This is a genomic window from Kitasatospora sp. NPDC101447 (genome assembly GCF_044767225.1).
GTDB lineage: Bacteria > Actinomycetota > Actinomycetes > Streptomycetales > Streptomycetaceae > Kitasatospora.
The window spans coordinates 1-22,845 of the sequence record NZ_JBIWNL010000009.1 but is presented as its reverse complement, the minus strand read 5'-3'; the positions used below and the strand labels follow the sequence as shown (position 1 = coordinate 22,845).

Here is a 22,845-nt window from a genome sequence, read left to right as displayed (position 1 = left end):
GGAGTTCGACTACCGTGAACCGCCGTAACCGGCTCCTGCCGGCCGCCCTCGCCCTCGCCACCGCCACCGCTCTGCTGGCCACCTCGTGCAGCAGCTCCGGTTCGGAGGACGACGACGACTCGGCCGACGGCTCCCCGAGCACCCCGCCCGCCGCCACCGCCCCGAGCACACCCGGCACCAGCGCCCCGGGCACCCCCGACGGCACTCCCGACGCCACCCCCGCCCCGGACTCGCCCAGCGCCCCCGCCACGAGCACGGCCCCGGGCACCCCGAGCGGCACCACCGCCCCGGGCACCACCCCGCCCGGCGGCACCGCCCCGGCGCCGACCGGCGCCCGCTGGCAGCCCACTCCGGGGCTGGCCTGGCAGTGGCAGCTCGGCGGCGGCCCCGTGGACCAGTCGGTGGACGTGCCGGTCTACGACATCGACGGCTTCGAGAACGACGCCTCGGTGGTGGCCGCGCTGCACGCCAAGGGCCGCAAGGTGATCTGCTACATCAACGCCGGCTCCTGGGAGGACTTCCGCCCCGACTCCGCCGCCTTCGCCAAGGCGCTGCAGGGCTCGGACACCGGCTGGAAGGGGGAGAAGTGGTTCGACATCCGCAAGCTCGACCAGCTGAAGCCGCTGATGGCCGCCCGCTTCGACATGTGCAGGAGCAAGGGCTTCGACGCCATCGAGCCTGACACCATCGAGGCCTACAACCAGAACAGCGGCTTCCCGCTGACCCCCGACGACCAGCTGAAGTACAACCGGATGCTGGCCCAGCTCGCGCACGAGCGCGGCCTGGCCATCGGCCTGAAGAACGACCTGGACCAGATCCCCGCGCTGCTGCCGGACTTCGACTTCGCGGTCAACGAGGAGTGCTCGCAGTTCGACGAGTGCGACCGCGTCGCACCCTTCGTCAAGGCGGGCAAGGCGGTCTTCCACGTCGAGTACAAGCTCGACACGGACAAGTTCTGCGCCAAGGCCAAGTCGCTCGGCTTCAGCTCGATGCAGAAGAAGCTCGACCTGAACGCCTGGCGCAAGCCCTGTTGAGGTGTTCCGCTCCCGTCGCGCGGGTGACCCGGACGAGGGTCACCCGCGCGAGGGTCACTTGACCGCCAGCCAGATGACGGCGCCCAGCACGGCCAGGGCGACGACGGCGACCAGCGCGATCACGCCGGTCCGGCTGCCGCCGCCGCTGCGGCCGTAGGTGGAAACGGTGGCCGGCTCCTGGCGAGCCGGGGTCTCGTCGACGAACGCCCGGAACATCTGAGTGCTGCCGGCGGGGTCGTAGTCGTTGTCAGCCATGGCACGGACTCTAACGAATCGGCCCACCTCAGGCACAGCCCGGACCCCCCTTCGGAACCGTCGCACCACCCGCCGTGCGGCGGCGGTGCGACGGTGGTGCGACCGGCTCGTGAACACCGCGGGGAGCCCGGCCCTCGACGGCGGCGCGCGGTCGGGGGCCGGGTGCGGCCGCGGCGCTACGGCCGCCCGAAGTGGGTCGGGTAGTAGCCCGCGTCGAGGGTCGAGACCCGGACGGTCCTGCCCGGCCGGGGCGCCTCCACGAAGGTGCCGCCGCCCAGGTATATCCCCACGTGGTGGATCCCCGAGGCGCGGCCGTTGTCCGACCAGAACACCAGGTCACCGCGGCGCAGCTGCCCCGCGCCGATCGGCGTGGTCGCCGCGTACTGGTCGTCCGCCACCCGCGGCAGGCTTATCCCCGCGCGCCGGTAGGCCTGCTGCACCAGTCCCGAGCAGTCGTAGCCGGACGGGCCGTTGCCGCCCCACACGTACGGCTTGCCCAGCTGGGCGAGCGCGTAGTCGACGGCCGCCTCCTTGCTCCCGGAGGCCGGCGCGGTGTCCTGGGGCTCACGGCTCACGGGCGGGGCGGGCGCGGGGGCCGAACCGCCGCCGGACTGCCCGGTGCGGTTCAGGTAGACGTCGTAGTGGCTGGTCCAGCGCCACTCGCCGCTGTCGTTCTTGAACCAGTACTTCGACCCGTCCCAGCCCTGGCGCGGGCCGTTCGAGGAGGCCGATCCGTTGGAGGGGGCCTTGGTGCCGGAGGCGCCGGATCCCCCTGCACCCCCGGAACCGCCTGCACCTCCGGATCCGCCGGACCGGCCGGTGCGGCTCGCGTAGACGTCGTAGTGGCTGGTCCAACGCCACTCGCCGGCAGCGTTCTTGAACCAGTACTTCGAGCCGTCCCAGCCCTGCTTCCCGGCCGCGGCGTGCGCCGACCCGGCTCCGGCCGTCAGGCCGACCACGCCGGCGCCCGCCAGCACGGTGGTGGCCAGGCAGGTGCTCCGCACGGCACGGTGTATTCGGCTGCCGCCGGCCGGCCCGGGGCGGTGGGCGGTGCGCGGCCGGGGCGCGCAGTTCGGGCAGCCGCAGCCGGCGATCGCGGGGATGCTGCCGAGCCGCTCCTCGAAGTCGATCGGACCGGGGTCCTCGTCGAGGCCTGTGCCGGGTTCGGCGTACGCGCCGGTGGCTATCCTCATGCGGGTCGTCCTTCCTTCCGCCCGGCGCGGGCGGCCGGGGGCGGTACCGAGGCGGCCACTCCGGCCGGGGCGACGAAGGCGACCAGCAGCTGCTCCATCAGGGCGCTGCGGGCGGCCTCGTCCAGTTCGTGGGCGGTGGCACGCTCCAGACGCCGGACGGCGAGCGCCGCCGCCTCCACCGCGTCGTCCACCAGCACCGTCCGCAGGCCCGCGTCCAGGTCGGCCAGCCGGCGGCGGCGCATCGACTCGGCGACCTCGGGTGCGTAGTCCAGCCCCAGCGGCTGCGCCGAGTACACCTCCAGGCCCGCCGGGGCGACCTCGGCGGCCAGCGCCCTGGTCATCTCGTCGGCGAACCACTGCCCGTCGCGCAGCGCGGGGCCGGGCGCCGCGTTGCTGTCGCACGGCAGCAGGGACGCGGTGCGGGTGAGCACCGCCTGGACCTGCTCGCGCAGGTAGCCCTCGTGGTCCGCGATGGCCAGCAGCGCCCGAGCGGTGTCCTTGACCCGCCAGACGATCAGCAGCCGGACCACGATCGGCGTGCCGGTCCGGTCGACCACCCGCACCGGCTCGCTGCGCCAGTGCCGCAGACGGACGTCCACCCGGCGACGGCGCAGCAGCGGGTTGACCCAGACCAGACCGGTCCGGCGGACGGTGCCGCGGTAGCGGCCCCAGCGGCTCAGCACCCGGGTCTCGCCGCCCGCGTTGGCCAGCAGCCCGGCGAGCGCGACCACCACCAGCAGGCCGGCCGCGCTGACCGCGGCGATCGCCGCGGCGTCGACCGCAGGCCGTCCGCTCGCCCGCGCGGCGGCGCCGCGCAGGTCGGGCAGCGCGTCCCAGTGCGGGACGACGCCGGTGCGCAGCAGCACGAACAGCACCCCGGCGAGCCCGAGCAGCACCACCAGCAGGGCGGTCCAGCCGGGCAGCGCGGTGGCGCCGTGCTCACGCAGCGCCTGGTCGGCGCGCGGGGGGCGCCGGGAGGTCGAGGCGGTGGTGGCGGCGGTGGTGGCGGCGGCCCCGGCCGGGGTGGCGTCCGGCCACCCGACGGTCTCCGGGGGCGCCGTGTCCAGCGGGTCCCGCAGGTCCGCCGGGCCGACGGACGAGGGCCCGGGGACGACGGCCAACGGGGTGGTCGCCGGTCCGTCGTCGACGGAACCGACCGGCTTGACGGGCTTGACGGGCGTGACGGCCGTGACCCTGGCCAGCCGGCTGGAGCCGGAGGCGGAACGTTCCGGCAGTGCCGGCGGGAGCATCTCGGGCGGGTTTTCGGGTCGCTGCGACGAATCGCGGGTGACGTCCATGCACGGGTCCTCTGGGTCGGTGTGTCGCGCAACGGGCGGCCCGGATCTGACGGGCAGTGCCAGGGTCAGGCTAAGTTCATACGTCATCAAATGCGACATTTGAGCCAAGGTGTGTCGACATTTACTGACGAATCATCCAAAGCCGACCTGACGCGCAGGCACATGGGCGGATGGTCGGGACAGTTCGGCGCAGGTCAGCGCCGTCGCACACCGGGACCGCGGGCGAACACCCGACGGGTGATCAGCCCGATCCCGGCGAGTACCAGCAGGATCCCGGCGAGCCCACCGTGCCGGCCGGCCTGCTCGGACCGGCCCACCACACCGTGCGGGCCCTCCGTCGGCGGCACGGGCAGCGGCCGGGCCACGGCCTCGCCGTACTCCCCGGACCCGGACCCGGCCACGGCCCCGGCCTGCCCGGACGGCGACGGCCGGCCGCTCGCGGCGAGGACCGCGGCCCGGGCCGAGCCGCCGGCAGCGGACGGCGTCGGGCTCGGGCTCGGAGTCGGGGGCGGGCTCGGAGTAGGGGTCAGAGTCGGGCTTGGGCTCGGGGTCGGACGAGCGGTGGCGGTGGGCGAGGGAGTGGCGGGCGAGGGAGTCGCGGCGGCGGTCGTGGCAGGAGCGGACGGTACGGCGGAGGCCGACGGAACCGCCGACGAGCCGGACGACACCGGGCTCGCCGCAGCCGCCGGAACGGCGGGCGGCGCCGGCGGAACGACGATCGGCAACAGCCCCGGCGGGACCGGCGTCGGCACCTCGGTCGGCGCCGCCACGGCCGGACTCGGACTCGCCGCCGCGGCCGTGGTCGAGGCGACGGGCGCCGCCACCGTCGTCGACGCCGTCGCCGTCGGGCTGGGCAGGGCCGGACCCGACGTCGCCGACACCGACGCCGAGGCAGAAGCCAAGGCCGAAGCCGAGGCCGACGGACTCGCCGTCGCCGTGCTCGGGGCCGCCGGAGAAGGCACCGACGGAGAAGGTGTCGCCGGCGAAGGTGTCGCCGGCGAAGGCACCGCCGCGGCGGTGACCCGCACCCGCACCGGGTCCGCCGAGGCCCCGTTGCCCGCCGGGTCAGTGGCCGTGACGGTCAGCCACTGCTCCCCGTCCGTCAGGTCCCGGTTGGCGGTGCAGGTCCAGCTCCCGTCGAGGGCGGACGTCGCCCCGCACAACACGGTCCGCTGGTCCGGGCCGGCGCCCGACCCCGCGCCCGACCCCGACCCCGCGCCCGCCGTGACCAGGACGTTCGCGCCCGGCTCCGCCCGTCCGGCGAGCCTCGGACGGCTGACGCGCAGGGTCTCCCCCGGAGCGGGCGCGCCGAGGGTCGGCCGGGCCGGCGGGACGGTGTCGACGACGAGCACGGCCGACTGCCCGGCCGTCCGGTTCCCCGCCGCGTCGACCGCGACCGGGGTGAGCTGGTGCTTCCCGTCCGCCAGGTTCTCGACCGGCAGGCAGGCCCACTGCCCGTCCGTCCGCACCGCCGTGCTGCAGAGCTCGCCGCCCGCGGGACGGTCGGTGACCGAGACGGTGCTGCCGGCGTCGCCGGTGCCGGTGAGCTGCAGCCCGGGGTCGTTGGTGTAGGCGGGCAGGGCGAGCGCGGGGGCGGTCGGCGGCGCGGTCTTCACGGTGACCCTGACCGGCTCGCCGCGCAGCACCACGCCGCCGGTGGTGGTCTCCACCGGGGTGAGGCCGTGCGGGCCTACGGCGAGCGGCGCGGCGGGGCGGCAGGACCAGCCGCCGCCGCGCCCGACCTTGGCCCGGCAGAGCGAGGTCTCGCCCTCCCGGATGTCGACCGTGGCGCCGGGCACCGCGCCCTCGCCGCTGATCTCCGGGCGGGCGTCGGCGAGGACGGTGCCGTCGACGGGTTCGGCGATCTCCGGCCGGGCGGCCCCGACGGCCAGCTTGATCCGCTGGTCGGAGACCTGCCCGGAGTCGGCGAAGCCGCCGGAGGAGACGAGCTGCCTGGTGTCGCGGCCGATCCGCAGCCGGGCCCAGGTCTCGCCGGAGGCGGCGCCGGGCGGGACGGTCCACTCCAGGGTCGCGGTGTCGGCGCCGGGCGGGACCTCGGTCTGCACCCGCTCGGCGGGCTCGAACCGGCCGGCGTGCCCGAAGTCGATCCAGCCGGCCAGGGTGGCGGGCTGGTCGCCCACCTCGACCGGGACGGTCAGCCGGTAGTAGCGGCCGATCGCGGCCTCGGTGGGGAAGCCGATCGACGGGTCGGCGCCGTGGTACTCGCTGCGGCCGGGTTGGAGCTTGGGCGGCAACGGGCCGGCGAACGGGCTGAGCAGGGAGGCGCCGTGGTCGAGCCGGACCATCGGTTCGTCGTCCACGACCTCGCCGGACCCGGGCCGGGTGCGCCGCGACGGCTCGGCCGCATCGGCGCCGAGGAAGAGGTCGGAGACGACGTGCGAGGCGTTGCCGTAGCCCTGCGGTGCGGTACCGACGCCCTCGTCGACGGTGACGGTGTAGGCCTGGCGCAGGACGGGCGGGGCGGTGGTACTGCCGGCCCGGGCCGTGGAGCGCTGCTCGACCCGGAACACCGCGGTGCTGAAGGTCCCGACGAGCTCCAGCGAGCCTTCGGCGGCGGAGCCGGGCGCGCCGTCGGAGGCGCCGTCGCGGCCCGCGGGGGCGAGGGCGTTGCCGTCGACCGTCCAGCCGGACCAGTCGGTGCGGCCGGCCAGGGTGGGCGCGACGGGCGAGCCGCCGGTGAGGGTCAGCCGGGCCGCGGTGCCGGTCGTACCGGACGTGCCGGTGGCGACCGCGGCGAGCCCGCTGAGGTGCAGCCGGGGGTTGCGGACGGGCCGGGAGAATGTCAGCCGGAGTGTTCCCGCGGTGCGCCAGGAACCGTCCGCCTGCGCACGGTCCGGGGTGAGTTCGAAGGTCTGCGCGGGGTCTCCGGAGTGCATTCCGTCCACATAGGGAGTGGTGGATCGCCCCCCTCCGGACCGGCCCGCCAATTGTCCCGGTCCGGCGGTGACGCCCACTCCCGGAGAGGCGTCGAAATCGATCCGGACGGAAAGCCCGGAGGGCAGCACCGCCCGGTGTTCCCCCGACCAGGAGTCAGGGGATTGCTGGGCCACCGAGAGCGGAACGTTCCAGCCGGTCAGCAGCCCGGTCGTGAGGACGGCCAGGGCGGCAGCGGTGCGGGGAAACTGTCGGCTCATCCGGCTCTCCTTCGCGGTCGGCTGCCGGGGCGACGGGCAGTCTGGGCACAAGATCCGACAAAAAGGAATCACGATCCCGGATCGGTCAAACTGCGACACCTACGCTTTTGACCGGGTCCCACCCGTTTGGCGGTCGTCCGGGCGGCAGGACGGGATGTACCCGAAACGGCCTTATTTCATCCATTAGGCGGGAATCAGCACCCCCGAACGGACGCGGGAATGGGAATTCCCGGCCGATCCGACGGACCCCAGTGTCCGGGACCTGACCATTCTTCGAGGGGCTCTGTTCGAACGGCCCGACCGCTTCGCCGGGTCCGGCCGCTTCCCCGGGTCCGGCCGCTTCCCCGGGCCGAGCGCCTTCACCGGGCCGGCGTGCTCCGCCGGGCCGAGCTCGTGGAGCCCGGAAACGGGAGAAGCCCCCGGCCGGTGGCCGGGGGCTTCTCGATGGTGCGCTCAGCAGGATTCGAACCTGCAACCTCTTGATCCGTAGTCAAGTGCTCTATCCGTTGAGCTATGAGCGCAAGGATCGGGCGAACCCGATCTTGCGGAGTTTGGTGCGCTCAGCAGGATTCGAACCTGCAACCTCTTGATCCGTAGTCAAGTGCTCTATCCGTTGAGCTATGAGCGCTCGCCCCGTGAACGTTGCCCCGGGGCGTTGCGGGGACAACATTACATGACCTGCGACGTGGGGCGAAATCGATTGCTCCCGGACCCTCTGCGGACCCCCCGCGACCTCCTGCGGGCCCGCCCCCGACCGGCTCCCCGGCCCACCCCGGACCGGCCTCGGACCAGCCCCGGACCCCCGCCGACCTCCGCCGACCCGGGCCGACCCACGCCGGGGTGGATCGAGCGGGGACCGACCCGGCCCCGGTCCGAACCTCCCCCGGGAACGCAAAGAGCCCCCGTCGACGAGATCGTCGACGGGGGCTCCCGACTGGCGGAGGCTGAGGGATTTGAACCCTCGATCAGGAATAACCCCGAAACCGCATTAGCAGTGCGGCGCCATAGACCGGACTAGGCGAAGCCTCCCCACATGGATCGCATCCGCGCGAAGCGGACCCGTTCCGTGTGTCAGTGATGATGCCACAACCCTGGGGTTCGGCACCAACCACCGCCAACGTTACTAGGCGGGTCGTCCCCGCCGCAAAGAAGAATGAGATACTGCCGTCTCCGGAGGAGCTGCCCCGAGCCGAGGAGACCTGTCGACGTGAGCAGCAGGCCGATCCGAGGCGCTGCTCGCCTCGCCGCCATACTCGACGCCCTGCCCGACGCGTTGTTGCTGGTGAACAGCAACGGCACCGTCGTGGACGCCAACAGCGCGGCCGTCCAGGCCCTGCAGGCGCCGGGCACCTCGCTGGTCGGCATGGGCGTGCTCGGCCTGCTCCCCGACTTCGACCCCAGCCGGATCCCCGGTTCGATGCGCCCGGCCACCCGCGACGGCGACGCCCTCGACCGCCCGGTCCGGATGACCGCCCACCGCACCGACGGCACCACGTTCCCGGTCGAGGTCTCCGGCAACGACTTCGCCGACGACAACGACAGCAGCCGCGGCTACGCGCTCTCCCCGCTCGTCCCGTACGACCCGTACCGCGAGGGCTCCCGTTCGTCGTCCTCCTCCGACCTGCTCCTGCTGCTGGTCCGCGACCTCTCCGGCCGGCTCGGCGTCGAGGCGGAGCTGCGCCGCCAGCACAAGCAGACCGAGATGATCCTGCGCGCCGCCGCCGAGGGCGTGCTCGGAGTCGACCTCGAAGGCCGCTGCGTACTGGTCAACCCGGCCGCCGCGCACATCCTGGAGTACCGGGCGAGCGAGCTGGGCGGGCGTGAGCTGCACCCGCTGATCCAGCACTCCCGGGCCGACGGCACCCCGCTGGCGCTGGAGGAGTCCGCGCTGCTGGACACCCTGACCTCCGGGCGCAAGCACCGGGTGCGCGGCACCGTGCTGTGGCGCAAGGACGGCCGTCCGGTCACCGTCGACCTCACCACCGCCCCGGTGCGGGACGGCGACCAGCTGGTCGGCGCCGTGATGACCTTCACCGACCGCAGCCGCGAACTCGCCCTGATCGCCCGCAACGAGCACCTCACCGCCGTCCTGGAGAACGAGCTGGGCGGCGCGCTCAGCGCACTGAACCAGCGGCTGGACGCGCTCGCCGCCGACCCGGCCGGGCAGCTCTGGCCGGAGGCCAACTGGACGCTGCGCCGGCTCGCCGACGAGTGCCGCCGCTTCGGGAAGCTGATCGACGGGGTCCTCGACCACCAGCGCAGCGAGGCCGGCGAGACCGGCGCGACGGAGACCAAGGACGGCAAGGACCCGAAGGACCCCAAGGACGGCAAGGACGTCAAGGGTCGTCGGAAGTCCGCCGTGCAGGTGCCGGTGGCTCTGGACACGGTGGTCCGCCGGGCCGTCGAGGAGGCCGGCGAGCTGGTCGGCCCCGGCCGGGTGCGGTTCTCGGTGCACGCCGCCGCGGTGGAGGTGATCGCCGACGAGCGGCGACTCGCCCAGGCGCTGGCCCACCTGGTCGCCGACGTCAGCGGCGTCCGCCTCGCGCTGGACGCCCCCACCACCCCCTCCCCCGGCCTCGCCGTCCCCGGTCTGGCCGGCGGCGCGGCGCCCGCGGTGCCGACCGCCCCCGAACCGCCGACCGTCGTCCTGGCCGCCGCCCAGCGCGGCGAGGTCGCCCGGGTCGAGATCCGCGGCCCCGGCGTCGGCGGCAGCCCCGTCCACCTGCCGATAGCCCGCTCGGTGGTCGAGCGGCACGGCGGCGTGCTCCAGCCGCACGAGCTGCCCGGCAAGTCCGGGACCACGTACGTCGTCGAACTGCCGCTGGACCCGGCCGCGGCGAAGGCCGCCGCCGAGCGCGCCGCCACCGAGGGCCGCTCCGACCGGCCCAAGGAGAGCGACAGCGCCGTCCTGCCCGAGCTGCCGGGCATCCCGCAGCTGCCCAGCAGCGGCGAGGCCGCCGGGCCCGCCGCGCCGGCGGGCGAACAGCCGGTCCGCAAGGCCGTGGAGGCCGCAGCCGCCGACCGGGCGCCCGCCGAGGAGCCCCCGGCCCCCGAGCGGCGCGGCCGCCGTGGCCGCCCGGCCGCCGAGACCCCGGCGCCGACCGCGCCCGCCGCGTCCGACGGTCCCGCCGACCAGTGGCCGAACGCCCCCGCCCGGGTCGAGCGGGCCGTGCCGGAGCAGTGGAACGGCACCGGCAACGACCCCGCGTACGGCCGCCAGGGCCTGCCCGGCCCGGACGGTGCGCAGCGCGACCCGTGGGGCAAGGACGACGGCCGTTCCGGCCCCGCCTACGCCGTGCCCGTCGAGGGCGAGCGGGCGCAGCAGAACCGGTCCGGCGGTCGCGAGCCGCTCGCGCTCGGCCCGGCCCCCACCACTTCCCCGGCCGCCTCCCCGGCCGCCGACGGCACCCCGCCGGCCGGCACCCCGACCGACGGGGCCGCCCCGGCCGCCGACGCGGGCGAGCCCAAGCCGCGTCGGCGCCGCGCCCTGCCCTCCGCCGAGGACTCCTCCGGCGGCTTCGCCCTGCCCGGAGCGACTGACACCCCGGTGTACCCCGGGCTGGAGCACGCCCTGCCGGCCGGCCCGGCGCCCGCGCTGCCCGAACCGGCCGCCGCGCCGACCGGCCGCCGCCGCCGACTGGCCGTCCCGCCGGGGCCCGGGCCGGACGCGTCGATGGGCGCCGCCGGTCCGGCCGCACCCGCTGCGCCGGCCCTGCCCGCCGGCCCGTCCGGCCGGGACGCCGGTGCCCCCGGCACCGCCCTGGAGCCCGCACGGCCCGCGCTGCCCGCGGCCGAGGAGCCGTCGGGCCCGCGCCCGGTCGGCACCGGCCTGGGCGAGCTCGCCCCGCCGCGCCCGCTCGGCCCCCCGCCGATGTCCGCCGTTCCGGCGCAGCCGGCCGTCCCGGCCGAGGCCCGGACCGCCCCGCGCCCGATGGCCGAACTCCCGCCCGCCGACGAACGGCCCGCCGCCGATCAGCCGCCGGTCACCGGTGGCGAACTGGCCAACACCCGTCGGCTGCTGGTCTGGCCGGAGCCCGACCCGGCGACCAGGCAGGCCCTCCAGGCCCGCGGGTACCTCCCGGTGATCGTCAGCTCCCGCGAGGAGGTCGACGCCCAGGCCGCCGGCTTCCCCGCCGCCCTCTTCGTCGACCCGCTGACCGGCCCGATCACCCGCACCGCGCTGCAGTCGCTGCGCACGGCGGCGCTCAACCGCCGCGTCCCGGTGCTGGTCACCGCCGGCCTCGGCCAGGCCACCCGGGACGCCGTGTACGGGGCCGACCCGGCCGTGCTGCTGCGCGCCCTCGCGCCCCGCGACGGCGAGCACCACGCCCCGCGGGTGCTGCTGGTCGAGGGCGACCCGGACATCGCCGCCGCCATGATCAGCAGCCTGGAGCGGCGCGGCATGCACGTCGAGCACGCGGTGGACGAGAACGACGCCGTGGCCCGGGCCAGCAGCGTGCAGCCCAACCTGGTGGTGATGGACCTGCTGCAGATCCGCCGCCGCCGGGTCGGCCTGCTGGACTGGCTGCGCGCCAACGACCGGCTGCACCGCACCCCGCTGGTGGTCTACACCTCGGTGGACCTCGACCCGCGCGAACTGCCCCGGCTGCGCACCGGCGAGACGGTGCTGTTCCTCGCCGAGCGCTCGACCAGCGACGACGTCCAGGGCCGGATCGTGGACCTGCTCGGACGGATCGGCACGATGGGCGAGGCGGACGTGGCCGCCGCGGGCTGACCCGCCGGGACGCGGGCCGACACCGGTCGGGACACGGGCCGACGCCCGCCGGGACATGTGGAAGGGCCGGCCGCCCCCGTTGCGTACGGGGGCGGCCGGCCCTCTTCCCGTCCCTGCGGCTCCCTGTGGCTACTCCTTGCCGAGCACCGTGACGTCCAGCCCGCCCGCCGCGTAGTCGGCCCGGATCACCTTCTTGTCGAACTTGCCGACCGAGGTCTTGGGCACCGACTCCACGATCGACCAGCGCTCCGGCAGCTGCCAGGAGGCGATCCGCCCGGCCAGGAAGGCCCGCAGCTCCTTCAGCCCGACGGTCGCGCCCGGGCGCAGCACCACGGTGGCCAGCGGGCGCTCGCCCCACTTCTCGTCCGGGACGGCGACCACGGCGGCCTCGGCCACCTCGGGGTGCGCCATCAGCTGGTTCTCCAGGTCGACCGAGGAGATCCACTCGCCACCGGACTTGATGACGTCCTTGGCCCGGTCGGTGAGGGTCAGGTAACCGTCGGCGGTGATGGTGCCGACATCACCGGTGCGCAGCCAGCCGTCCTCGGAGAACTTGTCGTCCGGGCGGACCGGGTCCTGTCCGGCGCCGCCGTAGTACGCCCCGGCGATCCACGGGCCGCGCACCTCCAGCTCCCCGGCCGAGACGCCGTCGTGCGGCATCCGCTCGCCGCCCGGGCCGATCAGCCGGGCCTCGACGGAGGCCGGGAAGATGCCCTGGGTGATCCGGTACGGCCACTCCTCCTCCGGGGTGAGGCCGCCCGGCGGCTGGGCGAAGCACCCGAGCGGGGAGGTCTCGGTCATGCCCCAGGCGTGGATGACCCGGATGCCGTGGCGCTCCTGGAAGCCCTCCATCAGCGACGGCGGACAGGCGCTGCCGCCGATGACCACCATGCGCAGGCTGGAGGTGTCGTAGTCGCCGGCGTCGAGCTCGTCCAGCAGGCCGCTCCAGATGGTGGGGACGGCGGCGCTGACGGTGGGGCGGACGGCGGCGATCATCTCGGCCATCGGCTTGGGCTGGAGGAAACGGTCCGGCATCAGCAGGTTGGCGCCCGACATGAAGGCGGCGTGCGGGATGCCCCAGGCGTTCACGTGGAACATCGGGACCACCGGCAGCGCGGTGTCGCGCGGCGTGAAGGCGAAGTTGTCGCCGGTGTTGACCTGCAGGCAGTGCAGGTAGACCGAGCGGTGGCTGTAGAGCACGCCCTTCGGGTCGCCGGTGGTGCCGGAGGTGTAGCAGAGCACCGCGGCCTGCCGCTCGTCGATGTCACTCCGCCACGGGAACGTGGTGGGGCGGCCGGCGATCAGCTCCTCGTAGTCGTGCACGCCGCCCGCGAAGCCCGCGAGCAGCGAGCGGTCGCCGGGGCCGCTCACCACGATGTGCTTGAGCGTGGGCGCGAGGTCCGACAGGACGGCGGCCAGCAGCGGGAGGACGGTGCCGTTGACGATGATCACGCGGTCGGCGGCGTGGTTGACGATGAACGACAGCTGCTGGGCGGGCAGCCGCAGGTTGAGCGTGTGCAGCACGGACCCCATCGCCGGAACGGCGAGGTACGCCTCCAGGTGCTCGGCGTTGTTCCACATCAGCGTGGCGACCCGGTCGTCCCCGGTCACCCCGAGCTCGTCGCGCAGCGCGCACGCGAGCTGCGCGGCACGGGCTCCCACCTCGGCGTACGTACGGACGACCGGCCCGGTGCCGTCCCAGGTGGTGACGGTCGACCGGCTGTGGATCGTGGACCCGTGCTCCAGGATTCGGGCGACGGTGAGCGGTACGTCCTGCATCGTGCTGAACACGGGTCCTCCTTGACCTGGCGGCACTGGCGGAATCGCCTGCGGCACCTACCGGGCGGTAATGCGCGCCGACCTGCCCGATTTTGCCGCCCCCACGGCCCGCTGTCAGCATCCCGACCCCGTTGCACGGATCACGGGCCCCCGCCGGCCCCGGGTCAGCGCTGTTCGCGGCGGCAGAGGCGGAGGGAGTTGGCCGGGTCGGGGGTGTAGGCGGGGTCGAGGGTCCAGCCGTCCTCGGCGGCGATGGACAGGGCCCGGTGGGCGCCGGCGCCGCGGTAGGTGGCGCGGTGGAGCTGGATGCGCCGGAAGTAGGTGCCGTCGGGGGTGGTGAGCCTGGCGTAGCTGTCGGCGGTGCGGGCGAGTTCGCGCTTGGTGTCGCGCTGGAGGATGCGGCGGATGTGGCGGTCCCAGGCGGCGGGGCTGTCGGTGAACTCGGCCCGGAAGGCGCGCGGGCCGACCGTCCACCGGGCTCCCCAGCGCTCCCAGTGGTCGGGCTCGGGGCGGTCGTTCCAGAAGGTGGCCAGGCCGTAGACCGGGACGTAGACGATCTGGAGCAGGAAGACGAACGGCAGCAGCAGCGCGGAGCGGGTCGGCTGCGGGCCCCACGGGGTGCCGGGGGCGGCCGGCGGGTCGTGCGGGGAGGGGGCGTTCAGGCCGGCCGGCGCGGGGAAGCGGCGGACGAGCCGGATGTGCACGGTGTTCGGACCGGACGGCAGCACGCCGTGCCAGCCGTGCCGTTCGCCGATCCGGACCACGCCGGCCGCGCCGAGGCCCCGGTAGAGGCGATCGGCGAGCCCGACCGACACCTCCCGGCCGAGGTCGGCCTGCACCTCGCCGCCGCCGGCCGCGTGCTTGGCCTCGGCGGCGGCGATCCGACGCCGGATGATCGGCGTGACGTAGCGCTCCCAGTCCTCCGGGCGGCCGGTGAGCTCGGCCCGCAGGCGGCGCGGCGGGATGAAGGTGCGGTTGACCTTCAGCCAGCCGTCGGAGCTGGGGCCGCCGCCGTTGTAGTCCGAGAGGATCAGGACGGCGAAGAGGATCACCAGGCCGACGATCCAGAGCGGGGCGTAGATCCACTGCAGCAGGAACTGGAGCAGGACGGCGAGGCGACTGCGGCGCGGCAACGGGCCGGGGAAGCCGGGGAAGGCGCCGGGTTGCGGCTGCGAATGCGGCTGGGGCTGCTGCGGCTGCGAGTGCGGTGGAGCAGCGAACTGCGGTGCTGCGGCGGGCGGTTGGGCGGCGTACGGCTCCGGAGCGGCGGCGTACGGCTGCGGCGGGACCGGCCGGCCCGCGTACGGCTGCGGCGGGACCGGCCGGCCCGGGTACGGCTGCGGCGGGACCGGCTGGGCGTACGGGTTCTGTTCGTACGGCGCCTGCCCGTACGGGTTCTGCGGCGGCACAGCGCCGTATCCGCCCGCGGTGCCGTACCCGTGCTCGCCGCCGTGTCCGTGGCTGTTCGTCATTCCGCCCCCCTGTGCCGGATCGGGGGCCACCCTACCGGCGGCCTCAGCCCGCGGTGGGGGCGTCGACCTGGTTGCGGTCGATCGTGAGGGTGGCGCCGCCGTAGGTCTCCGTGACGTTGCCGCGGTACTGGTGGACGCGTTGGTGGAGGCTCCACAGCCCGGGGTCGAGGGCGCCGGAGCCAGCCGTGTCGGCGTGGTCGTCCCAGCGGGCGTACCAGAACGCGTCGGGCAGCGGGGCGCTGCCGGCCCGGGCCGCGGCCGCCAGGTCGGCGATCCCGGAGTCGAGGCTGGAGTAGAAGCCGGAGTGGTAGCCGGCCGAGTGCAGGGCCTGGGTCCAGCCCAGGGCGAAGTCGACCACGGCCTGTCCGCAGGCCCGGTCGTGCATCGGGTACGCCTCGATGTCCAGGTAGACCGGGCTGCCCGGGCCGAGCCCGAGCGACTGCAGCGCGCGGGTGGCCTCGCCCGCCTCGTCCCGGCCCTGCTGCACGGCCCTCGCCGGGTCGATCCGCGCGGGCCTGCGGCTCGGGTCTCCGCACGGCGCCTGGGCTCCGACGTGCACCGGCAGGAAGCGCCAGCCGGTCGCGCGCGCCCGGCGCACCCACTCGGCGGTGAGCCGGGGCTGGGCGCAGCCGCGCTGGGAGCCGCTGGTGTAGATGCCGACCGCCCCGTACGGGGAGGCGCCGTGCCAGGCCCGCAGGGTGTCGAGCGGGGGTGCGGTGCAGACGTCGAAGGCGGGGCCGTTCCAGTCGTCGTCGGGGCGGGGCGGGGCGCCCCGGTCGGGGAGGGTGACGGCCCGGATGCGGGGCACGGCGGCTCGCGCGGCGGCGGTGGCTTCGGCGCTCGCGCCCGTCCCGTCGGTGGCCAGCAGGAGGACGAGGGAGGCGGCGAGGAGGGCCGCGGGGCGGAGATAGCGCACCCGGCCTTGATACTGACGGATCGTCGGACGAATGCGGCAGCCACGCCGCCAGCCGCGCGCGGGTCCACCCTTTCGGATGCACCCGTCCGTATCCGTCCCGATATTTGTAACGAGCTTGCCGCCACATCACTCCTTACGGCAAACTCGCCCGTATGCCCACCTCCCATACCAGCGAAACCTCCACTGCCTCGTCGTCGGCCGCCGCCGTCGCCGAGGCTCTTGCCATGCCGCCCGCCCTCAAGGGCGAGCGGCATGGCGAGCGGGGTGGCCGGCGACGAGGTGGGGCGTCCGGCCCCGCGGCCGAAGGCTGGGGAAGGATCCCGGCGCCGGTTCTCTGCCTGACCGCGATGTTCCTGGTGCAGACCGGCATCGCCCTGTCCAAGCCGCTCTTCGGCCCGCTCGGGGTCAGCGGCACGACCTTCCTGCGGCTCGGCTTCGCCGCCGCGATCCTGCTCGCCGTCACCCGGCCGAAGCTGCGCGACAAGCGCCCGCGCGACCTCGGCGCCGCCGCGCTGCTCGGCGTGGCCTCGGCCGGGATGACCTGCCTGTTCGCCGGGGCGATCGACCGGCTGCCGATGGGCACCGCCGCGACCATCGAGTTCCTCGGCCCGCTCGCGGTCGCCCTGGTCTTCGCCCGGCGCGCCAGCCACCTGCTCTGGGCACTGCTCGCGGCCGCCGGCGTGGTGCTGCTGACGCTGCTCGGCGAGGGGGAGGGCGGCGGCTCGCTCGACCCGGTCGGCCTGCTGTACGCCTTCGGCGCGGCCGCCTGCTACGCCGCGTACATCCTGTTCACCGACAAGGTCGGCGCGACCTTCCAGGGGTTCCAGGGACTGGCGGTGTCGATGACGGTCGGCGCGCTGACGCTGGCGCCGCTCGGGCTCGGCGAGGCCTGGCACGGGCTGACCGCGCCGGGCGCCTCGCCGCTGGTGCTGCTCGCCTCGGTGGCCGGGGTGTCGCTGCTGCTGCCGGTGATCCCGTACGCGCTGGAGATGACCGCGCTGCGCCGGATGCCGCAGCGGGTGTTCAGCGTGCTGGTCAGCCTGGAGCCGGCGGTCAGCGCGCTGGTCGGCCTGGTAGTGCTGGGCCAGCTGCTGGGCGTGCCGCAGCTTGCCGGAATCGGCTGCGTGGTGGCGGCCAGCGTGGGCGCCACGCTGACCGGGCGCCGGTAGGGCCCGTCCGCGGACGCCGGTGGGCCGCCCGGGGCACCCGGCGGCCGGCGCCGGGGTACCCGTCGGCTACCGACGTCGGGGGTTCCCGGCGGCTACCGACGTCGGCGGCTCACGGCCAGAGCAGGGAGCGCGACCAGTCCGGGGAGCTGACCGGGCCGGTGCGGGTGTACCGCAGCCGGACGTGCCGGCGGTCGGAGTCGCCCTGCCAGAACTCCACCTCGTGCGCCCACAGGGTGTAGACGGCGTGCCCGGGCGGGACGACGTCCGGGTGCGCCTCCAGCCGGCGGCGGGCGACGGCCACCGCGTCGTCGTACTCGACCAGCGCGGCCAGCGGCTCGCTCTGCCGGCCGACCAGCGAGGAGGCCCGGGCGGCGGGCGAGCGGGTGGCGAACTCGGCGGCGGCGACCAGGTCGGCGGCCCGCTCGACGGTGCCGCGCACCCGCACCTGGCGGCCCAGCTGCGGCCAGTAGACGGTCAGCGCGGCGGCCGGGTGGTCGGCGAGCTGACGGCCCTTGGGGCTGTCGGCGGCGGCGGAGAAGTTCCAGCCGGTGCCGGCCGCGTCGACGTCGCGCAGCACCAGCACCCGGGCGTCCGGCATGCCGTCCGCGTCGACGGTCGAGAGGGTGAACGCCTGCGGGTCCAGCACCCCGGCGTCCAGGGCGGTGGCGAGCCAGTCCACGAACAGCGGGCCGGGCTCGGCGGGAGTGGCCTCGTGGTCGAAGAACGGCAGCGGGCGCGCCATCGGCGGGCGGCCGAGCAGCAGCTCGGGGACGGACCTGGGCTCGGGCCGGTGCTCGCGGGCCGGATCGGCCGCCTGCTCCGGGCGTGCCCCCGCCTCCGGCTCCGGTACGGGCCTGGCCCCGTCCGGGCCGGTCAGGCCCTCCTCCTCCGCCGCCATCGCGCGCCCTTCCTTCCGAATGCCGCGGTCGCCACCCCGGCCGGCCGTCCCTTTCCGGGCCCCGGCGCGGTGCGCTGTCGGAGCGCAACCGTACCGCCGCGGGCCGACGGCCCCGGGCGCGGGCCCTCGGTGGACGGATCGGGCCCGGGTCGGCGGTGGCCGGCCCCGGACGCACTCGTGGGCGGTGCCGATGGCGGCACCGCCCACGGAGCCGGTTTCGCGGTGACCCTTTCCGCTGGCCGGTCATGCGCTGTTCCCTTGGTGATGCGCGGTTCCCTCTGGTTGTCGCGATTGTCGCGGTTGTCGCGGCTCGCTGTTCCCGAGCCGGTTGTTCGTTGCTCCCCGGCCGGTTCGGTTCCCCGAGCCGGACTTCGCTGTTCCCCGGCCGTTCGATCCGGTCCGAGCCCGTCCGCGGGTGCTCAGTTCACCCGTGGCCGCTCACTTCGGGCGCCCCCGCCCTCGGTGGTGCTCGGTGGGACCCGGCACGGTCGTACGGTCAGGGGAAGATCGGGGCGAAGATGACGTTGACGTTCTTGTTGCCCTGGCCGGCCAGGACGGCGCCGGCGTTGTCCTTCACCGCGAGGGTGTTGTTCTGGTTCGAGGCACCGGAACCGGTGGCCGTCTGCTGCGTGGAGACGTAGTTGCCGTCGACGCCGCCGAACACGTTGCCGGTGCCCACGTTGGACACCACACCGGCGTTGGAACCGCCTGCGGCGCCCGCGCCGTTGTCGGCGACGGCGACACCGGCGGCCGCCGCGAGCAGCAGACCGGCCGCGAGCGGGGCGGCGAACAGGAGTCCGGCCACCCGGCGGGTATGGATGCGAGCCATCAAAGCCTCCAGAAATCCGTTAATCGTGCAATGTCGAGCATGGTGTGCGGGGGTTCGCCGGCCAGACGAACACCTGCGGACTGCGACGCCGGGAGACAGACTTCCGCAACAAATCGACAAAGCACTAGCTCGACCAACGGATTTCGCCCGTTAGCGTGATATCCACCCGGGCCGCGCATAACGGACAGGAAACCGGACAGCGCGCCGACACACCGCCATCGAGCTGGGATTCTGCCCGTACGGCCGCCGGTTCGCGGGCGATCCGGAACGGCGCTTCGACACGACGCGAACCGCCATGCGCACCACCCCGGCGCAGACCGATCGCCCATGCGCCCCGGAAAAGTTCGACCACCCTTCCATATCGACTTTTCCAGCCATTCGCAGACCATCGGAAAGTCACACCGAAATGGGGGCCACGGCGGGCCACAAGGGGCCGCGGACAGACCACACCGGGCCTCGAACAGGCCCCGGCGGACCGCGGTGAACGTCAGACCATCTTGCCGGGGTTCAGGAGTCCCAGCGGGTCGAAGACCGCCTTCAACTGCCGCTGCAGGTCCAGCGCCACCGGACCCAGCTCGCGGGCCAGCCAGTCCCGCTTGAGCAGCCCCACGCCGTGCTCCCCGGTGATCGTGCCGCCCAGCTCCAGTCCGAGCGCCATGATCTCGTCGAAGGAGCGCTGGGCACGGGCGGCCTGCTCCTCGTCCGAGGCGTCGAAGATCACGATCGGGTGGGTGTTGCCGTCCCCCGCGTGACTGACCACCCCGATGGTCAGCCCGTGCCGCTCGGCGATCGCGGCGACGCCGTTCAGCATCTCGGCCAGCCGGGAACGCGGCACCGCCACGTCGTCGATCATCGTGGTGCCCAAGCGGTCCATCGCGGGCAGCGCCAGCCGCCGGGCGGCCAGCAGCAGATCGGACTCCGCCTGGTCCTCGGCCGGCACCACCTCGGTCGCCCCGGCCTCCCGGCACAACTGCTCGACCCGCGCCAGCTCGCCCACCCGGTCCGGGCCGTCGAACGCCACCAGCAGCAGCGCCCGGGTCGACTCCGGCAGCCCCATCTGCCCCAGTTCGTTGACCGCCCGCACGGACACCGCGTCCATCAGCTCCATCAGCGACGGGGTCAGACCGCGCGCCATCACCTCGCAGACCGCCGCACCGGCCGCGTCCGCACTCGGGAACTCCGCCGCCAGCGCCAACTGCGGGGCCGGCGCGGGCCGCAGAGCCAGCACCGCCCGGACCACCACGCCGAGCGTCCCCTCCGAGCCGACGAACAGCCGGGTCAGGTCGTACCCCGCCACGCCCTTGGCCGTCCGTCGGCCGGTCGACAGCAGCCGCCCGTCCGCCAGCACCACGTCCAGGCCGAGCACGTACTCACTGGTGACGCCGTACTTCACGCAGCAGAGCCCACCCGCGCCGGTGCCGATGTTGCCGCCGATCGTGCAGGACTCCCAGCTGGACGGGTCCGGCGGGTAGGCCAAGCCCAACTCCTCGACCGCACGCGAGAGTTCGGCGTTCACCACACCCGGTTCGACGACCGCGATCCGGTTCACCGGGTCGATCTCCAGGATCCGGTTCAGCTTCACCAGCGACAGCACGACGCAACCGTCCACCGCGTTCGCCGCACCCGACAGCCCGGTCCGGGCACCCTGCGGCACCACCGGCACGCGCAGCTCGGTCGCCGTGCGCATCACGTGCTGCACCTGCTCGACCGTCTCCGGGAACACCACCACCGCGGGCACGCCTGCCGCGCAGAACCCGGCCATGTCGCGGCTGTACGCGGCGGTCACGTCGGGATCCACCACCACGGCCCCGGCCGGGAGGCCCTGCGCCAGTCGGTCCGTCAGATCACCCATCGCCGCCTCCGCTCGCCGCCCGACCAGCTCCACCTCCGCACTCTGCCCGCGTGCCGGGAGAGGGGCAAGTGGGCCCCGGGCGGCGCGGGACGGGGAGGGACGGGGAGGCACGCCCGCCGGGCGGCGGCAGCGCAGCGGGAAGGCACCCGGGCCGGGGCTCCGGCGGGCGTGGCAGCGGGCGTTCCCGGGCGCAACCCCCACACCCCGGTCACGGGTCACGCCCGCCGCAGGGTGGGGCCGGCCAGGGCGGTCAGGCCGGCGGTGCCGGCGGCGAGGGCGCAGAGGAGGGTGGGCAGGGTCGCGCCCGCCGTGTCGGCGAGCACGCCCAGCAGCGCGTTGGCGAGCACCAGGGCCGCGCTCTGCACGAGCGTCAACAGCGCCTGCACACGGGACAGATGGGAGTCCGGCGCGCCGGCCGCCACCAGCGGTCCGAGGTGGCAGGCGAAGAGCCCGGAGCCGACGCCCGTCACCGCGCTGCCGGTCACCGCTGCCGCCGGTCCCGCGGCCAGCGCCAGCAGCGTGACCCCCACGGACGCCGTACAGAGCCCGGCCGCCGCCCCGACGCCCGCCCTGGGCAGCCCGCCCCGCCAGGCGATCAGACCTGCCACCGCGAGCACCCCGGCCGCCTGTCCGCCGGTGACCAGCCCCGCCGTGCCCGCCGTCCAGCCGTGCGCCCGGGCGAGCAGCGGGGCGAGGAGTGACATCACCGGCAGCAGCGCCCCGGCGGCCGCGCCGGTGAGCAGCAGCGCGGCGCGCAGCAGCGGGTCGCGCAGGGCGAGCCGGACGCCGGACGCCGCCTCGCGCAGCAGGCCGGCCCGCGCGTCGGACGGCGCGGCCGACGGCGCGTCGACCGGCGCGGCCGCCCCCGGCCGGAGCCGCAGCAGGACCAGCAGGACGACCCCGAAGCTCACCGCGTCCGCGACCGCCGCACCGGGCAACCCGCCGACGGCGACCAGCAGGCCGCCCAGCGGCGCCCCGAGCAGCGCGGCGCCCTGCCCGCCGGCCTGGCGCAGGGCGAGCGCCCGGGGCAGCCGGTCGGCGGGCACCAGCCGGTTGGGCATCGAGCCGCTCGCCGGGAAGTGGAAGGCGTCGACGGTCCCGATCACGGCGGCCGCCGCGACCAGCAGCCACAGCGGCGTGCCGCGGCTGCCCGCCACCAGCGCCAGGGCGGCGGTCGCGACCAGCATCACCGCGTCCGCGGCGAGCATCACCCGGCGGGCGCCGACCCGGTCCGCGACCGCGCCGCCCAGCAGCACCAGCGCCGTCCGGGGCACGGTGATCGCGGTCAGGACGAGCCCGGTCGCCCCGCCACCGTGCGCGGACGCGGCCCACCCGAGGGCGAAGTACAGCGCGGCGTCGCCCAGCAGTCCCGCCTGGGTGCCGGCCAGCCAGAGCAGGTAGGGCCGGGGCAGCGGCGACCGCACGGCAGCCCGGGGAACGGTGGCGTCGGGATCGGCGGCCTCGGGATCGGCGGCCTCGGGATCGGCGGCGGTGGGAACGGCGGCGTCGGTCATGCCGGGCGACGCTAGGACCCTCGACCCGGTCGAGGGCAAGCACGGTCCACCGGCCGAGCGACCGCCTCGACCTCCACCCCGGGCGCCCCCGGCCCGTAACCCGCGGCCACAGCGGCCGGTTGGGCCGCCGCGACGACCGGGACCGGTGCCCGCAAACGCAGAGGGCGGGTGCCGACTCGATGTCGACACCCGCCCTGAGCAGGTGGTTCTCCTACCGGCGGAGAGCGTGGGATTCGAACCCACGGTGACGGGTCACGCCACGACAGTTTTCAAGACCATACAGGCAGCCAACCACTTCGCGCCCCTCACCTGCACTATCACGGTGCATCTCTCGTCAGACCGATGGTCATGTTCCAAGCATGTTCCACTGCTTGTGGCACGCGACCCGCCTCGGCCGTGACACTGGTCGATCGCTGATCCCCCAGGCCGTCCAGCAACACCCTCGGAGCCGATGCAGCACAGGCACTCCACGATCAACCGTTGCACTGCCCCGCACGGGTCACGAGCAGGAAACGATCACCCTAAGTACCTGCCTCAGTTCGGCCCGGCCAGTAATCTTGATCGACGAGATCGGCGGATTCACTCAGCGGGGCGAGATTTGACATACCTGAAGCAGTTCACCGTTTCTGGACTCCTAGGCCAATTCAACCATCGAGTCAGGTTTCGAGATGACAGTAAATTCGTCATCCTGCACGGCCCAAATGGCGTCGGCAAGACGAAGATGCTAGAGCTCCTGGAGGCCGTAC

14 protein-coding genes and 3 tRNA genes are annotated in these 22,845 nt (G+C 74.8%); 3 read left to right on the top strand and 14 right to left on the bottom strand.

Annotation, left to right across the window (positions count from 1 at the left end; genetic code table 11):
* Positions 1–14 precede the first annotated feature (14 nt).
* Positions 15–1,034 carry an endo alpha-1,4 polygalactosaminidase gene (locus ACIRST_RS15645; protein WP_350519713.1) on the top strand — a complete coding sequence of 340 codons (1,020 nt, stop codon included), beginning with the start codon at positions 15–17 and terminating at the stop codon, positions 1,032–1,034.
* Positions 1,035–1,088: 54 nt separating this feature from the next.
* Here ACIRST_RS15645 and ACIRST_RS15640 read toward each other — a convergent pair whose 3' ends face one another.
* The 7 genes from ACIRST_RS15640 to ACIRST_RS15610 form a co-directional block, all read right to left on the bottom strand.
* The gene (locus ACIRST_RS15640; protein ID WP_350519712.1) at positions 1,089–1,289 is read right to left on the bottom strand and encodes a hypothetical protein; all 201 of its coding nucleotides are present in this window, start codon (positions 1,287–1,289) and stop codon (positions 1,089–1,091) included.
* A 176-nt stretch (positions 1,290–1,465) separates the two neighbouring features.
* Positions 1,466–2,482 (bottom strand): C40 family peptidase, encoded by a 1,017-nt coding sequence (locus ACIRST_RS15635; protein ID WP_402802770.1) that lies wholly within the window; start codon positions 2,480–2,482, stop codon positions 1,466–1,468.
* Positions 2,479–3,780: an SPFH domain-containing protein gene (locus ACIRST_RS15630; protein WP_402802769.1), complete on the bottom strand. Its 1,302-nt coding sequence runs from the start codon at positions 3,778–3,780 to the stop codon at positions 2,479–2,481. Before ACIRST_RS15630 ends, ACIRST_RS15635 begins: the two co-directional genes overlap by 4 nt.
* Before the next feature lie 194 nt (positions 3,781–3,974).
* Positions 3,975–6,677 (bottom strand): Ig-like domain-containing protein, encoded by a 2,703-nt coding sequence (locus ACIRST_RS15625; protein ID WP_402802768.1) that lies wholly within the window; start codon positions 6,675–6,677, stop codon positions 3,975–3,977.
* 703 nt (positions 6,678–7,380) lie between these two features.
* Positions 7,381–7,456 (bottom strand) — tRNA-Arg (locus ACIRST_RS15620).
* Between the two features lie 31 nt (positions 7,457–7,487).
* A tRNA-Arg gene (locus tag ACIRST_RS15615) sits at positions 7,488–7,563 on the bottom strand.
* Between the two features lie 307 nt (positions 7,564–7,870).
* Positions 7,871–7,964 (bottom strand) — tRNA-Ser (locus ACIRST_RS15610).
* A gap of 178 nt (positions 7,965–8,142) precedes the next feature.
* Between ACIRST_RS15610 and ACIRST_RS15605 the strand changes: the two genes are divergently transcribed.
* Positions 8,143–11,670 (top strand): PAS domain-containing protein, encoded by a 3,528-nt coding sequence (locus ACIRST_RS15605; protein WP_402802767.1) that lies wholly within the window; start codon positions 8,143–8,145, stop codon positions 11,668–11,670.
* A 129-nt stretch (positions 11,671–11,799) separates the two neighbouring features.
* On the opposite strand, the gene ACIRST_RS15600 is transcribed toward ACIRST_RS15605, so the two are convergent.
* The 3 genes from ACIRST_RS15600 to ACIRST_RS15590 all read right to left on the bottom strand — a co-directional run bounded on the left by ACIRST_RS15600 (position 11,800) and on the right by ACIRST_RS15590 (position 15,837).
* On the bottom strand, positions 11,800–13,461 hold the full coding sequence (locus ACIRST_RS15600) for a long-chain fatty acid--CoA ligase (RefSeq protein WP_350519707.1): 1,662 nt from the start codon (positions 13,459–13,461) through the stop codon (positions 11,800–11,802).
* A gap of 152 nt (positions 13,462–13,613) precedes the next feature.
* The gene (locus tag ACIRST_RS15595) at positions 13,614–14,921 is read right to left on the bottom strand and encodes a hypothetical protein (protein ID WP_402802765.1); all 1,308 of its coding nucleotides are present in this window, start codon (positions 14,919–14,921) and stop codon (positions 13,614–13,616) included.
* A 43-nt stretch (positions 14,922–14,964) separates the two neighbouring features.
* Complete coding sequence (locus ACIRST_RS15590) at positions 14,965–15,837, bottom strand: DUF1906 domain-containing protein (RefSeq protein ID WP_350519705.1); 873 nt, start codon at positions 15,835–15,837, stop codon at positions 14,965–14,967.
* A 347-nt stretch (positions 15,838–16,184) separates the two neighbouring features.
* On the opposite strand from ACIRST_RS15590, the gene ACIRST_RS15585 reads away from it, so the two are divergent.
* Positions 16,185–17,006: an EamA family transporter gene (locus ACIRST_RS15585; protein WP_350519704.1), complete on the top strand. Its 822-nt coding sequence runs from the start codon at positions 16,185–16,187 to the stop codon at positions 17,004–17,006.
* 109 nt (positions 17,007–17,115) lie between these two features.
* Here ACIRST_RS15585 and ACIRST_RS15580 read toward each other — a convergent pair whose 3' ends face one another.
* From ACIRST_RS15580 to ACIRST_RS15565, 4 genes are all read right to left on the bottom strand, one after another.
* Positions 17,116–17,904, bottom strand: coding sequence for a pyridoxal 5'-phosphate synthase (locus ACIRST_RS15580; protein WP_402802764.1), 789 nt, complete (start codon positions 17,902–17,904; stop codon positions 17,116–17,118).
* Between the two features lie 496 nt (positions 17,905–18,400).
* Complete coding sequence (locus ACIRST_RS15575) at positions 18,401–18,733, bottom strand: hypothetical protein (protein WP_402802762.1); 333 nt, start codon at positions 18,731–18,733, stop codon at positions 18,401–18,403.
* A gap of 487 nt (positions 18,734–19,220) precedes the next feature.
* Complete coding sequence (locus ACIRST_RS15570; RefSeq protein ID WP_402802761.1) at positions 19,221–20,585, bottom strand: FAD-binding oxidoreductase; 1,365 nt, start codon at positions 20,583–20,585, stop codon at positions 19,221–19,223.
* Between the two features lie 215 nt (positions 20,586–20,800).
* Positions 20,801–22,099: an MFS transporter gene (locus ACIRST_RS15565; protein WP_402802760.1), complete on the bottom strand. Its 1,299-nt coding sequence runs from the start codon at positions 22,097–22,099 to the stop codon at positions 20,801–20,803.
* Between the last annotated feature and the right edge of the window lie 746 nt (positions 22,100–22,845).

Bases quoted from the DNA above. Each gene is read 5' to 3' on its own strand.
- ACIRST_RS15580 (WP_402802764.1), bottom strand. From the start codon at position 17,904: ATGGCGGCGGAGGAGGAGGGCCTGACCGGCCCGGACGGGGCCAGGCCC.
- ACIRST_RS15640 (WP_350519712.1), bottom strand. From the start codon at position 1,289: ATGGCTGACAACGACTACGACCCCGCCGGCAGCACTCAGATGTTCCGG.
- ACIRST_RS15575 (WP_402802762.1), bottom strand. From the start codon at position 18,733: ATGGCTCGCATCCATACCCGCCGGGTGGCCGGACTCCTGTTCGCCGCC.
- ACIRST_RS15630 (WP_402802769.1), bottom strand. From the start codon at position 3,780: ATGGACGTCACCCGCGATTCGTCGCAGCGACCCGAAAACCCGCCCGAG.
- ACIRST_RS15595 (WP_402802765.1), bottom strand. From the start codon at position 14,921: ATGACGAACAGCCACGGACACGGCGGCGAGCACGGGTACGGCACCGCG.
- ACIRST_RS15625 (WP_402802768.1), bottom strand. From the start codon at position 6,677: ATGCACTCCGGAGACCCCGCGCAGACCTTCGAACTCACCCCGGACCGT.
- ACIRST_RS15585 (WP_350519704.1), top strand. From the start codon at position 16,185: ATGTTCCTGGTGCAGACCGGCATCGCCCTGTCCAAGCCGCTCTTCGGC.
- ACIRST_RS15635 (WP_402802770.1), bottom strand. From the start codon at position 2,482: ATGAGGATAGCCACCGGCGCGTACGCCGAACCCGGCACAGGCCTCGAC.
- ACIRST_RS15570 (WP_402802761.1), bottom strand. From the start codon at position 20,585: ATGGGTGATCTGACGGACCGACTGGCGCAGGGCCTCCCGGCCGGGGCC.
- ACIRST_RS15565 (WP_402802760.1), bottom strand. From the start codon at position 22,099: ATGACCGACGCCGCCGTTCCCACCGCCGCCGATCCCGAGGCCGCCGAT.